Raw genomic sequence first — 14,501 nt, forward strand, 5'->3', positions numbered from 1 at the left:
GTGCCGCGCCGTGTCGCCGTCCTCGGCGCCGGCAGCTGGGGGACCACCTTCGCCAAGATCCTCGCCGACGGCGGCTCCGACGTCGTGATGTGGGCGCGGCGGGCCGAGCTCGCCCGCGAGATCACCGAGGCCAAGCGCAACAGCGACTACCTCCCCGGGATCAACCTGCCGCGCAACATCCGGGCGACGCCGCGGATCGAGGAGGCGCTCGAGGGCGCCGACCACGTCTACCTCTCCATCCCGTCGCAGACCCTCCGCGGGAACCTCGAGGCGATCACGCCGTTCCTCACCGAGCGGACCGTCCTCGTCAGCCTGATGAAGGGCGTCGAGAAGGGCACCGGCCAGCGGATGAGCGAGGTGATCTCGCAGGTGCTGCCGATCGATCCGAGCCGGATCGCGGTCGCCTCCGGGCCGAACCTCGCGCTCGAGATCGCCAAGGAGCAGCCGACCGCGGCGGTCATCGCCTCGGAGAGCCTCGTCACCGCGCAGGAGGTCGCGCTCGCCGCGACCAACCGCTACTTCCGCTCCTACGTCAACACCGACGTGATCGGGACCGAGTTCGGCGGCGTGCTGAAGAACCTGATCGCCGTCGCGATCGGCATCGTCGACGGCGTCGGCTACGGCGAGAACACCAAGGCGTCGATCATCACCCGCGGCCTCGCCGAGATGACCGACTTCGCCGTCGCGTACGGCGGGCGGCCCGAGACGATGTCCGGGCTGGCCGGCCTCGGCGACCTGATCGCGACGTCGAGCTCGTCGCTCTCCCGCAACAACACGGCCGGGCGCCTGCTCGGCCAGGGCTACAGCTTCGGCGACGTCGTGAAGTCGATGCAGCAGACGGCGGAGGGACTCTCCTCTGTCGCGCCGATCCTCGAGCTCGCCCGGGCCCGCGGAGTCGACATGCCCATCGTCGAGCAGGTGTCGCAGGTGCTCGCCGGTACGCTCGATCCGAAGGACATCGCGCCGCACCTGACCACGGATTCGGACGAGCCCCAGGGTGAGAGGAACCTCGATGACCAGCAAGCTCGCAGTGGCCGTTCTGTTCGGGGGGCGTTCAAGCGAGCACTCGATCAGCTGCGCAACGGCGGCGGGGGTGCTGCGGGCGATCGATCGTGACCGCTTCGACGTGATCCCCGTCGGGATCACCGCTGACGGCGCGTTCGTGCTCGAGGAGGACCGGCCGGAGAAGTTCGCGCTCGACGCGAGCGCCCTGCCGCGCGTCGAGGACAACGGGACGCGCGTGCGCTGGCCGGAGTCGGCGCTCTCCCGCGAGCTGACCGTCACCGCGGCCAACGGCTCCGTCCGCTCGCTGGGCGACGTCGACGTGGTGCTGCCGATCCTGCACGGCCCGTGGGGCGAGGACGGCACCGTCCAGGGGATGCTCGAGCTGGTCGGGCTGCCCTACGTCGGCTCGGGCGTGCTCGCGTCCGCGCTCGGGATGGACAAGCACTTCACCAAGACCGTCTTCCGCGCCGCGGGCATCGCGGTCGCCCCCTGGTACACCGTGACCGAGGCGGAGTGGCGCGACGACCCGAGCGACGCCGCGTCGGCCCTCGACGAGCTCGGCCTGCCCGCCTTCGTCAAGCCGGCCCGTGCCGGGTCGAGCGTCGGCGTGAGCCGGGTCGACGAGCGCTCGCAGCTCGACGCCGCCCTCGAGGAGGCGTTCTCGCACGACTCCCGGGTGCTGATCGAGTCCGCGATCGTCGGCCGGGAGGTCGAGATCGGCGTGCTCGGCGCGCGCCGGGGGGAGTCCCCGCGGGCGTCCGTGGCCGGCGAGGTCGTCGTCAGCGGCGGCGGCTTCTACGACTTCGAAGCGAAGTACCTCGGCATGAAGGGCGTGGAGCTGGTCTGCCCGGCCGAGCTCACCGAGGACGAGCTCGCCGAGATGCGGGCCCTCGCGGTCAGCGCCTTCACCGCGATCGGGGCCGAGGGCCTCGCGCGGGTCGACTTCTTCCTCACGGCCGACGGCTTCGTCATCAACGAGATCAACACCATGCCCGGCTTCACGCCGATCTCGATGTTCCCGCGGATGTGGGGCGCGAGCGGCGTCGACTACCCCGACCTGATCAGCGAGCTGCTCGACCTGGCGCTCGAGCGCGTGCCGGCCGCGGTCCGATGACCGCGGCGGGCCTCGGCCTCCGGCTCGAGCCGGGCCCGCGGGCGCCGTTCGAGCAGATCCGCGAGGGCATCACCGCGCAAATCGCCGCGGGGTCGCTCCTGGTCGGCACGCGGCTGCCCGCGGTGCGGACCCTCGCCGAGGAGCTGGGCGTCGCTCCGGGGACCGTCGCGCGGGCGTACAAGGAGCTCGAGGCCGCGGGGATCGTCGAGACGCGGGGCCGCGCGGGCACCGTCGTCTCCGGTGGCGTCGACTCGGTCGAGCACGAGCTGCAGCTGGCGGCCGGTGCGTACGCGGCGCGGGTCCGGGCGCTCGGAGCGACGCCGGAGCGGGCGCTCGAGGTCGCGGCCGCGGCGCTCGGCACGTCGGGCTGACGACGGCTCAGCCCGCGGGCGTGCTCGGCGGGTCGAGGGTGTCCGTGTCGGACACGTTCGTGCAGGCGCGCTCCTGCGGCAGGTAGGAGACGGCGTTCGCGAGGTCGACGACGGCCGAGGTGCCGGAGGCGCGGCTCTGATCGACGGTGATCTCGACCGCCGGGTCGCGGCCGTAGGTGGTCAGCGTGTAGACGTCGTCGGCGGCCTGCGACTCGTCGATGATCCAGTCGACGCCGCTGACCGAGACGCAGAGCTCGGTGGTGGGGCCGGGCGGCGTGACGCCGCAGTGCAGGATGACGGCGGCGGGGGTGCCCCAGGCCGCCGTGCCCTGCGCGTTCGTCTCGCGCTCGGGCAGTTCGGCGACGACGTCGGGCAGGCGCACTGAGACCTCGGCGCAGCCCTCGTTCGTCGCGTCGTCGGCCGGCTGCAGCGCCACGGCGGCCGAGCAGCCGCTCAGGAGCAGGACGGCGGCGGCGGCGACGAGGGGGGTGCGGAGGAGGCGGGAGGACATCGACGGCAACGCTAGCGTGTGAACCATGGCACCGGATCCGAGCCCCACCCTGGCCGAGCTCAGCGAGGGCGAGGTCCTCGCACGGATCCTGCCGAGGCTCGGCGGCGGTGCCGAGACGCTCGTCGGGCCGGGCGACGACTCCGCGGTGCTGCGGGCGCCGGACGGCCGCTTCGTCGTCACGACCGACATGATGGTGCACGGCCCGGACTTCCGGCTCGCCTGGTCCTCGCCGTTCGATCTCGGCTGGAAGGCCGCCGCCTCCAACCTCTCCGACGTCGCCGCGATGGGCGCGCGCCCGACCGCGCTGGTGGTCGCCATCGCGGCGCCGCAGCGTCTCGGGGTCGACGTGCTCGAGGGGATCGCGGACGGTCTCGCCGCGGGCTGCGCGGCGATGGCCCCCGGCTGCGGCGTGGTCGGCGGCGACCTGTCCGCCTCCGCGACGCTGACCCTGGCGATCACGGCCTTCGGCTCGCTCGACGGCCGGCCGCCGGTGCTGCGGAGCGGCGCGCGCCCGGGCGACGTGATCGCGACCGCCGGGCCGCTCGGCGTCTCCGGGCTCGGCCTCCGGCTGCTCTTCGAGCGTGCCCGGACGGCCGGCGAGCCCGACGCGGCCCTCGCCCAGGCGCTCCGGTCCGAGCATCCCGAGGTGCTCGACGCGCAGCTGCGGCCGACGCCGCCGATCGCGGCCGGCATCGCGGCGGGCGGCGTCGCCACGGCGATGATGGACGTCTCCGACGGCGTCGTCCTCGACGCGCGGCGGATGGCCCGGGCGAGCGGAGTCGTGCTCGATCTCGATCCTGCTGCCGTCGACGCCCACGCCGCGCCCCTGACGGCCGTGGACGGGATCGACGCCGCGCTCGCCCGCGCGCTCGTTCTCGGCGGCGGCGAGGACCACGCGATGCTCGCCTGCTTCCCGCCCGGCACGGCGCTGCCACCCGGCTTCACTCCCCTGGGCACCGTGCGCGAGGGCGCCCCGGAGGTGCGGCTCGGCGGAGTCGCGCTGGACGAGCGCGGCGGATGGGACCCCTACCTGGGCTGGGACGGCGCCGCGGGCTGATCCGCGGCGGCGGCTCGGCTACTCGCCCGCCGCCGGCGACGCCCACCAGATCGTCGTCTCGCCGTAGTCCTTCCGCCGGTCGCGCTCGAGCCCGGCGGGCCAGCGCGGCTCCGGGCTGCGCGAGCTCCGCTCGACGACGACGACGGAGTGCTCGGCGAGCAGCGGGAGGACACCGGCGAGATCCGCGGCCAGCTCGTCCTCGGGGAGGTCGTAGGGCGGGTCGAGGAAGACCGTGTCGGCGTTGACCGCGGGGGAGCCGTCGAGGAACGAGCGCACGGAGGCGATCACGACCTCGATCCGGGGCTTCGGGCGCTTGTTCGAGGCCGCGGCCGTCGCGATCGCGCGGGCGTTCTCGCCGGCGGTCTTCGCGGCCTTCGGGTCGCGCTCCACCAGCAGCACGGAGGCGGCGCCGCGGCTGGCCGATTCGAGGCCGAGCGCTCCGGAGCCCGCGTAGAGGTCGATGACCGTCGCGCCGTCGAGGGCGTCGCGCGCCTCGAGCGCCGAGAAGATCGCCTCGCGCACCCGGTCGCTCGTGGGCCGCGTGCCGGCGCGGGGGACCCGCAGGGTGAGCGATCCGGCGAAGCCGGCGATGATCCTGGTCACCGTTCCGAGCATAGGACTCGCGCCGAGGGCTGGGAGCCCCCCGGAAGCCTGAGCCGTTTTCCGGTTCGCACTGCGAGAATCACCAGTTATGACGTCCCTCGATGAGACCCGCTCCGCAGTCGGCACGGCATCGGACCGCGGTGCGGCTCCCGGGTCGGCGATGACCCGCGAGGAGTTCAGCGCCCACTGCGCCGCGATCCTGAAGAACCTGTGCAGCGTGATCGACGGCAAGGACGCCGAGGTCTCGATGGCCCTGACCGTGTTCCTGGCGGGCGGCCACCTGCTGATGGAGGACGTCCCCGGCACCGGCAAGACCGTGCTGGCGAAGTCGCTGGCGGCGTCCGTCGGCGGCACCGTCTCGCGGATCCAGTTCACCCCGGACCTCCTGCCCTCCGACGTCACCGGCGTCTCGGTCTTCAACCAGGCCACCCGCGACTTCGAGTTCAAGCCCGGCCCGGTGTTCGCGAACGTGGTGATCGGCGACGAGATCAACCGCGCCTCGCCCAAGACCCAGTCGGCGCTGCTGGAGTGCATGGAGGAGCGCCAGGTCTCGGTCGACGGAGTGACCCACATCCTGCCGCGGCCGTTCGCCGTGGTGGCGACGCAGAACCCGGTCGAGATGGAGGGCACCTACAGCCTCCCCGAGGCGCAGCGCGACCGCTTCATGGCGCGGCTCTCGCTCGGCTACCCCGACGAGCGCGCCGAGCTCGAGATGATCCGCACCCGCGACGCCGCGAGCCCGCTGGAGGAGCTGCGCCAGGTCGTCGGCCACGACCAGCTCGCCCGGATGATGGACTACGTCCAGTCGATCTACGTCGCCCCGCCGGTGCAGGAGTACGTGGTGGCGATCATGCAGGCGACCCGCATCGACCCCGAGCTGCGCCTCGGCGGCAGCCCGCGCGCGACCCTGCAGCTGATCGCCGCGGCGAAGGCGCTCGCCGCGATCAACGACCGCGACTTCGTCGTCCCGGACGACATCGACGTGCTCGCGGTGCCGGTGCTCGGCCACCGCCTGCTGCCGGCGACCCGGCTCCCCGGCCGCTCCGGCACCGGCGCCTCGCACTCCGTCACCGAGATCGTCCAGCGCATCGTCGCCGCCACCCCCGTCCCGTTCAGCGGCCGTGCCGACTGAGCCGCGCGGTCCCCGCGCCGGCGCACCCCGGTCCCGTGAGCCCCAGCGGCGCGGTGCGGAGCGCCCGGCTCGGCGCATCGGCGCGCTCCCGGCGGTCCGCGGGGTCGCGCTCACCCTGCGCGGCTGGGCACTGGTCGTGCTCGGCGCGCTCGGGATCGTCGTCGCGCCGATCATCGAGTTCCGCGAGCTGCTCTTCGTGGGGATCGTCCTCCTCGGCCTGCCCGTCGCCGCCGTCCTCGCGCTGCTCGCCGTGACGCCCGTGCTGCAGGTGCAGCGGCGCTTCGCCCCGCAGGTCGTCGCGGTCGGCGACGTGGTCGACGTCGACGTCGTCCTCGACAACCGCGGCGCGGCGCTGCGGGCCGGTGCCCGGGCGGAGGATCGGCTCGACCGCGTCGAGCGCGGTCTCGTCTCCGGGCGCACCGTCGCCCGCGGCGCCTTCACCCTGCCGGCGGTCGCGCAGCGGGGGAGCGGCTCGAGCCGGGTCCGCGCGCGCTACCGCCTCCCTGCGGGGCGGCGCGGCATCCACCGCATCGGCCCGCTGCGGCTCCTCCGCGGCGACCTCTTCGGCCTGGCCGTGCGCGAGACGATCGCGGGCGCGGCGCAGCCCTTCGTGGTCACTCCGCGGGCCGTCCCGCTGCAGAGCGACGTGCTCGACGCCCACGGCGCCGGCGGCTCCAGCCCGGTCGCCCACGCGACTGCCGGGGCCGGGACCGATGACGTGATCCCGCGCGACTACCGGCCCGGCGACGCCATGCGCCGCGTGCACTGGCGGGCCAGCGCCCGCTCGGGCGAGCTCAAGGTCCGCCAGGACGAGCAGAACACCGACCCGCACGCCTGGATCCTGCTGGAGACGCGGGCCGCCCGCATCCTCGACGAGCGCGGCGGTGACGACCGCCTGGAGTGGGCGGTCTCGATGACCGCCTCGCTCGCGGTGCACCTGCTCGAGCGCGGCTTCGAGACGCACCTGATCGAGACCGGCGCGCCCGACCAGCCCGTCCGCTCCGAGGACGAGCGCGAGGCCGCGCACGACGTGCTGCTGCGCCTGGCCGAGCTCGCCCCCGCCGCCGAGTCGGTCGAGGCGGTCGGCCGCATCGCCGCCGAGATGCGCGACGCCGGCGGCAGCCGCCCGGTCTTCGCCGTCCTCTCCCGGCTGCACGAGGAGGACCTCGCCGCACTCGCCTCCCTCGCCGCCCATGCCCGCCCGGCCGTCGCCTTCCTGGTCGGCGGCACCCCCGAGGAGGAGGCCGCGCTCGGCTCCCTCGGCTGGTACCCCGTCCCGGTCACCCCGCGCACCGCCGTCGAGGAGGCGTGGGCCCAGGCCCTCGCGCTCCGGGTGGTCGCGTGAGCCGCCGCGGGCGCGACGCCCGCTCGGGCTCGGTCCTGCTCTCGGTCCTGCTCTGGCTCTCGCTCGTCACCGCGTCCTCCGGCATCGGCCGTCTTCTCGAGGGGATCGGCTGGCTCGTCCAGCTGGCCGTCGCGGTCGGCGTCGTCCTCGCCGTCCCGGCCGCCGCGCGCGCCGTCCGCGCTCACCCGGTCGTCCCGCCGATCCTCGGCACCCTGGCCGCCGTCGGTGTGCTCACCGCGATGTTCGTGCCCGGGCGGGCGCTGCTCTTCCTCGTCCCGACGCCGGGAGCGATCGCCGACGCGCAGACACTCGCCCAGGCCGGCTTCACCTCGATCGCCGAGCAGGGCCTGCCGGCGGTCGCCGACAACGGCATCGCCTTCCTCCTCGTCGGCGGTGTCGTCGTGCTGGCCTGGGCCGCCGACCTCTTCGCCTTCTCGGTGCGGCTGCCCGCGCTCGCCGGTCTCTTCCCCGCCACCCTGCTGGCGGTGCCGGCGATCATCGACCCGGCCGACGTCTCCTGGCCGAGCCTGCTGCTCACGGCGCTGGTCTACCTCGGGATCCTCGCGGTCAGCGCGCGTCCCGAGCGCCGTGCGCCGCGCGGGGGCTCGCTCGGCGCCGCCGTGCCGTCGATCGCGATGGCCGGGGTCGTCGTGATCGCCGCGGGGCTCGTCGCCGGCTCCGCGGGCGGCTTCACCCGCGTCTCCACGCCGTCAGGGGTCTCGGGCACGCTCTTCAACGGCTCGATCGACCCGGTCGTCGCCCTCGGCGCCGACCTCCGCCGGCCCAACCCGGTGACGGTGCTGCGCTACGCGACCGACTCCGACCTGCCGGTCTATCTCCGCGTGCTCACCGTCTCGGACTTCGAGGGCGAGGACTGGGCGCCGAGCGACACCGAGGAGACCGCGGACATCGCCGCTCCCATCGCTCCCGCCGGTCTCGGCGAGGCCGTTCCGCGCGAGACCGAGGAGGTCGACGTCTCGGTCGAGACCCTCCGCAGCCGCTGGCTGCCGGTGCCCTACCCGGTCTCCGAGCTCAGCGGGGTCGGCGACGGCTGGCTGCAGGACGTGCAGGACGGCTCGATCCGCGGCGACGCCACCACCCGCGCCGGCGACGAGTACCAGGTGCAGGCGCTGCGCCTCGAGCCCGACCCGCAGCAGCTCCTCGACGCGCCCGTGCCCACCGGCTTCGAGCGCTACCTCTCGCTCCCGGAGGACGTGCCGGAGATCGTCCGCAGCACGGCGACGGAGGTCACCGCGGACGAGGTCACCGCCTACGACCGGGCCCGCGCGCTGCAGACCTTCTTCCGCTCGTCCGAGTTCCGCTACTCCGAGGACACCCCCGCCGAGGAGGGCTACGACGGCGACGGCGTCGGCGTGCTCGCCTCCTTCCTCGAGGTCCGCGAGGGCTACTGCGTGCACTTCGCCTCGGCGATGGCCGTGATGGCGCGGGAGCTGGGGATCCCCTCCCGGCTCGCCATCGGCTACCAGCCGGGCTCGGTCGTGCCCTCGCCGGGCACCGAGCTGACCAGCTACCGCGTGCAGTCGTCCGACCTGCACGCCTGGCCGGAGCTGTACTTCGAGGGCGTCGGCTGGCTCCCGTTCGAGCCGACGCCGAGCCGCGGCGCCCCGGCCTCGTACACGCTGCCGAGCGCGACGACCTCCGCCCCGTCGACGACCCCCGGAGCCGCCGCGAGTGCCGCGCCCGGCGCGGAGCCCGGCGAGACGGCGACGCCGACGCCCACGGCATCGACCGCGACGGCGACGCCCGGGGCCCTCGGCGGCTCCACGGCGTCCACCGCCCCGGTCGTCACGCTCTGGTCGCTGCTGGTCCTGCTGCTGCTCGTGCCGTGGCTGCTGCGCGTCGTCCAGCGCGCCGTGCGCCGGCGCCGGGCGGCCGACGGCTCGCTCGAGCCGGCCTGGGCCGAGCTGGTGGCGAGCGCGCGCGACCTCGGTGTCCCGGTCGAGGACGGCGAGTCGCCGCGAGCCCAGGAGGCTCTGATCGCCGATGCCCTCGGTGAGGACGAGGGCGCACGGTCGGCCCTGCGGGAGCTCCGGCAGGGGGTCGAGCGCGTCCGCTACGCGCCGGTGGTCGCGGAGCAGTCCGCGGGCTGGCGCGCGGCGACGACGGTGGTCGCCGGACTGCGCTCCTCCGTCGGCACCGGCCGCCGCCTGAGCGCCGCTGTCGCGCCGCGATCGGTCCTCCCGGGCCTCGCGCGGGCCCGGCGTCCGAGGTCCGACCTATGATCGTCGGGTGATCCCGGACCCCCTCGACGCCTCGCTCGCGCCGCTGATCGGCCCGCGCACGGCCAAGCCGATCGAGAAGGCGTTCGGCTACCGCACGGTCGGCGAGCTCCTCGGCCACTACCCGCGCCGCTACGCCAAGCGCGGCGAGCTGACCGACGTGTCGCGGCTGCCGGTGGGCGAGAACGTGACGATCGTCGCCGAGGTCCGCGAGGTGCGCTCGCGCGAGATGAAGAACCGCCGCGGGGGACTGCTCGAGGTGATCATCTCGGACGGCACCGGCACCCTCTCGCTGACGTTCTTCGGCCAGCCCTGGCGCGCCGCGCAGCTGCGCCGGGGCGTGCGCGGCATCTTCGCCGGAACCGTGTCGATGTTCCGCGAGACGAAGCAGCTCACCCACCCCGACTACCGGCTCTTCGACGACGAGGAGGTCACGGCGCACGGCCCGATCGCGAAGTCGGCGCTCACGAAGGACTGGACCGAGCGGCCGATCCCGATCTACCCCGCGACCAGCACGATCGCGAGCTGGCAGCTGCAGGCGGCGATCGACGTGGTGCTCGACGACCTGAAGTACGTGCAGGACCCGATCCCCGCCGAGGTGCGCGCGAACCGCAAGCTGCTCGACCTCGGCGCCGCGCTCGAGCTGATCCACCGGCCGCAGCGCGAGGGCGAGGAGATCCCGGCGCGCGACACCCTGCGCTTCCACGAGGCGTTCCTGCTGCAGCTGGCCCTGCTCGAGCGGCGGGCTGCGGCGCGCTCGACCCCGGGCACTCGGCGGGTCGCCGAGCCCGGCGGTCTGCTCGAGCGCTTCGACGCCGCGCTGCCGTTCACGCTGACCGACGACCAGAGGACGGTCGGCCGGGAGATCGCCGGCGACCTCGCGGCCGAGTCGCCGATGTCGCGGCTCGTGCAGGGCGAGGTCGGCTCGGGCAAGACCCTGGTCGCGCTGCGGGCCATGCTCGCGACGGCCGAGAGCGGCGGGCAGTCCGCGCTGCTCGCGCCCACCGAGGTGCTCGCCGGCCAGCACCTGCGCTCGATCGTGCGCACCCTCGGGCCGGAGCTGGCGGCGGAGCTCTCGCCGACCCTCCTGACCGGCGGCCTCGGCGCCGCGGCCCGGCGCGCGGCCCTGCTGCGGATCGTCTCGGGCACCGCGAAGATCGTGGTCGGCACGCACGCCCTGCTCGGCGACAAGGTCTCGTTCTACGACCTCGGTCTGGTGGTGATCGACGAGCAGCACCGGTTCGGCGTCGACCAGCGCGACGCGCTGCGGCGCAAGGGGGCGCAGCCGCCGCACGTGCTCGTGCTGACCGCGACGCCCATCCCGCGGACGGTCGCGATGACCGTCTTCGGCGACCTGGACGTCTCGACGATCCGCGAGCTGCCGGCCGGTCGCCCGGGCATCACCAGCCACGTGGTGCCGCTGGCCGATCACCCCGCCTGGATCGCCCGGGCGTGGGAGCGGGCCGAGGAGGAGATCCGCAAGGGCCACCAGGTCTACCTCGTCTGCCCGGCGATCGAGCCGGGGGAGGCGGCGGAGGGTCCGCTCGCCGGCGAGGACGAGCCCGCGGCCACCCCGCTGTCGACGGTGTCGGAGACGATCGAGGGCGTCCGCGGGCACGCCCTGCTCGGGAAGCGGCGCTCGGCCGCCCTGCACGGCCGGATGACGGCGGAGGAGAAGGACGCCGTCATGCGGGCCTTCGCGGCCGGGGAGATCGACGTCCTCGTCTCGACGACGGTGATCGAGGTCGGCGTCGACGTGCCGAACGCGTCGATGATGATCGTCCTGGACGCGGAGCGGTTCGGCGTCTCGCAGCTCCACCAGCTCCGCGGCCGGATCGGGCGCGGCGGGGTGCCCGGCGTCTGCCTCTTCGTCACCGCGGCCGAGGCCGGCACGACCGCGCGCGAGCGGGTCGAGACCGTCGCGGCGACCCTCGACGGCTTCGAGCTGGCCGAGGCCGACCTCGAGCTGCGCCGCGAGGGCGACGTGCTGGGCGATTCGCAGTCGGGTGGGCGCTCCTCCCTCCGCCTGCTGCGCGTGGTGCAGGACTCCTGGATGATACTCGAGGCGCGGGTGCTGGCCGAGCGGCTGCTCGAGACCGACCCGGTGCTCGCCACGCACGACCGCCTGCGCGCCGCCCTCGAGCGGCGCGTGCAGGAGCGCGACCGCGAGTTCCTCGGCAAGAGCTGACCCCCGACGGGGTGGTCGGGTCCGGGTAGGCCCGCCGGGGCGCCCGATACGCTGGAGGCATGGCCCGCATCGCCGTCGTCCCCGGCTCGTTCGACCCCGTCACCCTCGGGCATCTCGACGTCATCGAGCGCGCCGCGCGCCTCGTCGACGAGCTGCACGTCGTCGTCGTGCACAACCCGTCCAAGACCGCGCTGCTGCCGATCGCGCAGCGCGTCGCGCTGATCGAGCAGTCGATCGCCGAGGCCGGCATCGAGGGGTCGATCGTCGTCGCCTCCTGGAGCATGGGACTGCTCGTCGACTACTGCACCGACGTCGGCGCGAGCATCCTGGTGAAGGGCATCCGCTCGCAGGTCGACGTGGCCTACGAGACGCCGATGGCGATCGTGAACCGCAACCTCGCGCACGTCGAGACCGTCTTCCTGCTGCCGGACCCCGCGCACGCCCACGTCTCCTCCTCGCTGGTGCGCCAGGTGTCGGGGCTGGGCGGCGACGTCTCGCCCTACGTGCCGCCGGCCGTCGCGGCGTACCTCGCTTCCTGACCGTCCGCTCGCACGTTCCGGGCCCGGGCCGCAAGCGCCCCGGGGGCGTGCGCTCCGCGTCTCCGGCGCCTGGGACAATGGCGGGATGAGTGCGATGCGCGTGGCGGCCTGGGTCCTCGAGGGGATCCCCGAGGTGGTCCCGGGGGACGACCTGCTCGAGCTGATCCTCGCGGCGGTCGCGGCCGCTCCCGAACCCGACCGTCCGGTCGACGGCGACGTCCTCGTGGTGACCAGCAAGGTGGTCTCGAAGGCCGAGGGCAGGGTCGTCGCGGCCGACGACCGCGAGGACGCCATCACCGCCGAGACGGTCCGCGTCGTCGCCACCCGCGCGCACGCGCACGGGGTCACCCGGATCGTGGAGAACCGTCTCGGCATCGTCCAGGCGGCGGCGGGGGTCGACTCCAGCAACGTCGCCGAGGGCACCGTCCTGCTGCTGCCCGAGGATCCGGACGCCTCGGCCCGCGCGCTCTGCGCCGGTCTGCGCGAGCGGCTCGGCGCCCGGGTCGGCGTCGTCGTGAGCGACACGCTCGGCCGTGCGTGGCGGGTCGGGCAGACCGACGCGGCGATCGGCGCGGCCGGTCTGCTGGTGATCGACGACCTGCGCGGCGCCGTGGACGCGCTCGGCCGGACGCTCGCGGTGACCATGCCCGCGGTCGCCGACGAGATCGCCGCGCTCGGCGACCTGGTGAAGGGCAAGGCGACCGGGCATCCCGTCGCCGTTGTCCGCGGCCTCGACCGCTTCGTCAGCGGCCTCGATGCACCGGGCGCCCGCACGCTGACCCGCACCGGTCCGGACGACATGTTCCGGGTCGGCGCCGACGAGGCGCACGCGGAGGGCTACGCCGAGGGCCACGCGGCCGGGCTCGAAGAAGCGGCCGGGCGGGTCGCGTCGTGAGCGGCGCCTGGACCGCCGTCGTCGTGTACCGGGGCCGCGGCACCTCCAAGACCCGCCTCGAGCTCGTCGCGCGCTCCGCCCTGGCCGAGGCGTTCCTCCTCGACACCCTGGCCGCGGTCGGCGCGGCGGAGTCCGTGGGCGCCGTCGTCCTCGTCACCTCCGACATGTCCGCGGTGGAGCGGGCCGCGCTCGAGCACCCCGGCCTGCACGTCGTCGGCGATCCAGGGCAGCTCAATCCCGCCGTCGCCGCGGGCATCGCGGCGGCGCAGGACCACCGCCCCGGCTCGCCCGTGATCGCGCTGACCGCCGACCTGCCAGCGCTCACCGCCGCGGATCTCGACGCCGCGCTCGCCGCCGCCGGCGACACCCCGGCGATGGTCGGCGACCGCGCCGGCAGCGGCACGACCGCGCTGCTCCTGCCCGGCGGGACCGGCCCGGAGCCGGCCTTCGGTCTCGACTCGCGCGAGAAGCACGTCGCTGCCGGCTACCGCGTGCTCGATCTGACCGAGTCCTCGACGCTGCGGCTGGACGTCGACACCGTCGACGACCTGCGCCATGCGGAGTCGGTCGGGGTCGGCGCCTGGACGGCGCGCGAGCTCGCCGACGCGGCCTGAGCGCCCGGGACACGTCAGTCGGCGAGCAGCCCCTGCTCGAACGCCGCCGTCAGCGCGCGGTCCACGGCGAGCGGCTGTCCGTCCACGGAGCGGATCGGCACGGCGCGCCGGGTGCTCGACACCAGCCAGGCCGCGTCGGCGCCGGCCAGCGCCGCGACAGGCAGGTCCCGCCGCGCGGAGGAGAGGCCGCGCCCCTCGCCGATCGGCAGCACTCTCGCCACCGTCGTCCCATCGAGGATCCCTGCGCCGGCGGCGGGCGTCACGAGCACCCCGTCCGCGAGCAGGACGAGACTCGAGGTCGCGCCCTCGAGCAGGAGGCCGTCGCTCGTGCGCCAGACCACGTCGTCGGCGCCCCGCCGCTTCGCCTCGCGCAGTGCGGCGCGGGTGACGGCACCGGAGGTCGTCTTGACGCCGCTGAGCAGCCAGGGGGCCTCCTCCTGCACCCCGTGCGGGTAGCCGCGGTCGAGCACGGCGACGGCGGCGCCCCGGTCACGCAGCTCCGAGGAGTCGGCGGTCGGCTCCGCGCGGACCGTCGCCCGCGCCGTCGTGGCGTCCCGGTAGCCCGCGACCAGCCGGATGCTGAGGTCCTCGACCGCGTCGTGCTCGGCGACCGCGAGGGCGATCGCCGCGGACCACACCTCGGCGGACGGGATCTCGAGCCCGACGGCCGCGGCGGAGGCCGCGAGGCGTGTCAGGTGCTCCTCCTGCCCGCGAGCACGGCCGCGGATCACGGCCAGCGTCTCGAAGACGCCGTCGCCGCGCAGATACCCCGGCTCGTCGACGCGGACGAGCCCGGCCCCTGGATCGCGGAGCAGGGGAGTGCCGGAGTCGTCGATCTCGACGAGGACGGGGGAGGTCATGCCCCCATCCTGGACCGCCGGGCGGCT

General features: G+C 74.9%; 14 protein-coding genes. 11 read left to right on the top strand and 3 right to left on the bottom strand.

From position 1 onward, the window contains the following. From EDF22_RS05575 to EDF22_RS05585, 3 genes are read left to right on the top strand one after another with little or no spacing between them, the layout of a single operon-like run. Window positions 1-1,116, top strand: coding sequence for an NAD(P)H-dependent glycerol-3-phosphate dehydrogenase (locus EDF22_RS05575; RefSeq protein ID WP_173286025.1), 1,116 nt, complete (start codon window positions 1-3; stop codon window positions 1,114-1,116). Then, window positions 1,013-2,119 carry a D-alanine--D-alanine ligase family protein gene (locus EDF22_RS05580; protein WP_123703017.1) on the top strand — a complete coding sequence of 369 codons (1,107 nt, stop codon included), beginning with the start codon at window positions 1,013-1,015 and terminating at the stop codon, window positions 2,117-2,119. Before EDF22_RS05575 ends, EDF22_RS05580 begins: the two co-directional genes overlap by 104 nt. Next, on the top strand, window positions 2,116-2,490 hold the full coding sequence (locus EDF22_RS05585; RefSeq protein ID WP_123703019.1) for a GntR family transcriptional regulator: 375 nt from the start codon (window positions 2,116-2,118) through the stop codon (window positions 2,488-2,490). Before EDF22_RS05580 ends, EDF22_RS05585 begins: the two co-directional genes overlap by 4 nt. 7 nt (window positions 2,491-2,497) lie before the next feature. On the opposite strand, the gene EDF22_RS05590 is transcribed toward EDF22_RS05585, so the two are convergent. Continuing rightward, window positions 2,498-3,001, bottom strand: a complete 504-nt coding sequence (locus tag EDF22_RS05590) for a DUF3515 domain-containing protein (RefSeq protein ID WP_123703021.1) — start codon at window positions 2,999-3,001, stop codon at window positions 2,498-2,500. A 25-nt stretch (window positions 3,002-3,026) separates the two neighbouring features. Between EDF22_RS05590 and thiL the strand changes: the two genes are divergently transcribed. Next, window positions 3,027-4,058, top strand: a complete 1,032-nt coding sequence (gene thiL / locus EDF22_RS05595; protein ID WP_123703023.1) for a thiamine-phosphate kinase — start codon at window positions 3,027-3,029, stop codon at window positions 4,056-4,058. Window positions 4,059-4,076: 18 nt separating this feature from the next. Here thiL and EDF22_RS05600 read toward each other — a convergent pair whose 3' ends face one another. After that, on the bottom strand, window positions 4,077-4,661 hold the full coding sequence (locus EDF22_RS05600) for an RsmD family RNA methyltransferase (RefSeq protein WP_123445992.1): 585 nt from the start codon (window positions 4,659-4,661) through the stop codon (window positions 4,077-4,079). Between the two features lie 160 nt (window positions 4,662-4,821). Here EDF22_RS05600 and EDF22_RS05605 point away from each other — a divergent pair, with 160 nt between their 5' ends. From EDF22_RS05605 to cofC, 7 genes are all read left to right on the top strand, one after another. Then, entirely contained in the window at window positions 4,822-5,793 is a 972-nt protein-coding gene (locus tag EDF22_RS05605; RefSeq protein WP_208110582.1) for a MoxR family ATPase, read from the top strand. Beyond that, on the top strand, window positions 5,783-7,138 hold the full coding sequence (locus EDF22_RS05610) for a DUF58 domain-containing protein (protein WP_123703025.1): 1,356 nt from the start codon (window positions 5,783-5,785) through the stop codon (window positions 7,136-7,138). Before EDF22_RS05605 ends, EDF22_RS05610 begins: the two co-directional genes overlap by 11 nt. Continuing rightward, the gene (locus tag EDF22_RS05615) at window positions 7,135-9,381 is read left to right on the top strand and encodes a DUF3488 and transglutaminase-like domain-containing protein (RefSeq protein WP_123703027.1); all 2,247 of its coding nucleotides are present in this window, start codon (window positions 7,135-7,137) and stop codon (window positions 9,379-9,381) included. The genes EDF22_RS05610 and EDF22_RS05615 overlap by 4 nt, the downstream gene beginning before the upstream one ends. A 7-nt stretch (window positions 9,382-9,388) precedes the next feature. Next, the gene (locus EDF22_RS05620) at window positions 9,389-11,566 is read left to right on the top strand and encodes an ATP-dependent DNA helicase RecG (RefSeq protein ID WP_260303309.1); all 2,178 of its coding nucleotides are present in this window, start codon (window positions 9,389-9,391) and stop codon (window positions 11,564-11,566) included. A 59-nt stretch (window positions 11,567-11,625) separates the two neighbouring features. Further along, window positions 11,626-12,105, top strand: a complete 480-nt coding sequence (gene coaD / locus EDF22_RS05625) for a pantetheine-phosphate adenylyltransferase (protein ID WP_123445577.1) — start codon at window positions 11,626-11,628, stop codon at window positions 12,103-12,105. A gap of 94 nt (window positions 12,106-12,199) precedes the next feature. After that, window positions 12,200-13,000 carry a coenzyme F420-0:L-glutamate ligase gene (cofE, locus tag EDF22_RS05630; RefSeq protein ID WP_123703029.1) on the top strand — a complete coding sequence of 267 codons (801 nt, stop codon included), beginning with the start codon at window positions 12,200-12,202 and terminating at the stop codon, window positions 12,998-13,000. Next, window positions 12,997-13,614, top strand: a complete 618-nt coding sequence (gene cofC / locus EDF22_RS05635) for a 2-phospho-L-lactate guanylyltransferase (RefSeq protein ID WP_123703031.1) — start codon at window positions 12,997-12,999, stop codon at window positions 13,612-13,614. Before cofE ends, cofC begins: the two co-directional genes overlap by 4 nt. Before the next feature lie 14 nt (window positions 13,615-13,628). On the opposite strand, the gene EDF22_RS05640 is transcribed toward cofC, so the two are convergent. Further along, a complete protein-coding gene (locus tag EDF22_RS05640; RefSeq protein ID WP_123703033.1) occupies window positions 13,629-14,474 on the bottom strand; it encodes an aminotransferase class IV in 846 nt (281 codons plus the stop codon). Window positions 14,475-14,501 lie beyond the last annotated feature (27 nt).

The sequence above is a fragment of the Rathayibacter sp. PhB127 genome (assembly GCF_003751665.1).
GTDB lineage: Bacteria > Actinomycetota > Actinomycetes > Actinomycetales > Microbacteriaceae > Rathayibacter > Rathayibacter festucae.

What these genes read in the sequence shown, in the direction of transcription:
- EDF22_RS05580 (WP_123703017.1), top strand. Translation starts at nt 1,013, where the DNA reads ATGACCAGCAAGCTCGCAGTGGCCGTTCTGTTCGGGGGGCGTTCAAGC.
- EDF22_RS05585 (WP_123703019.1), top strand. Translation starts at nt 2,116, where the DNA reads ATGACCGCGGCGGGCCTCGGCCTCCGGCTCGAGCCGGGCCCGCGGGCG.
- EDF22_RS05590 (WP_123703021.1), bottom strand. Translation starts at nt 3,001, where the DNA reads ATGTCCTCCCGCCTCCTCCGCACCCCCCTCGTCGCCGCCGCCGCCGTC.
- thiL (WP_123703023.1), top strand. Translation starts at nt 3,027, where the DNA reads ATGGCACCGGATCCGAGCCCCACCCTGGCCGAGCTCAGCGAGGGCGAG.
- EDF22_RS05605 (WP_208110582.1), top strand. Translation starts at nt 4,822, where the DNA reads ATGACCCGCGAGGAGTTCAGCGCCCACTGCGCCGCGATCCTGAAGAAC.
- coaD (WP_123445577.1), top strand. Translation starts at nt 11,626, where the DNA reads ATGGCCCGCATCGCCGTCGTCCCCGGCTCGTTCGACCCCGTCACCCTC.
- cofE (WP_123703029.1), top strand. Translation starts at nt 12,200, where the DNA reads ATGCGCGTGGCGGCCTGGGTCCTCGAGGGGATCCCCGAGGTGGTCCCG.
- EDF22_RS05640 (WP_123703033.1), bottom strand. Translation starts at nt 14,474, where the DNA reads ATGACCTCCCCCGTCCTCGTCGAGATCGACGACTCCGGCACTCCCCTG.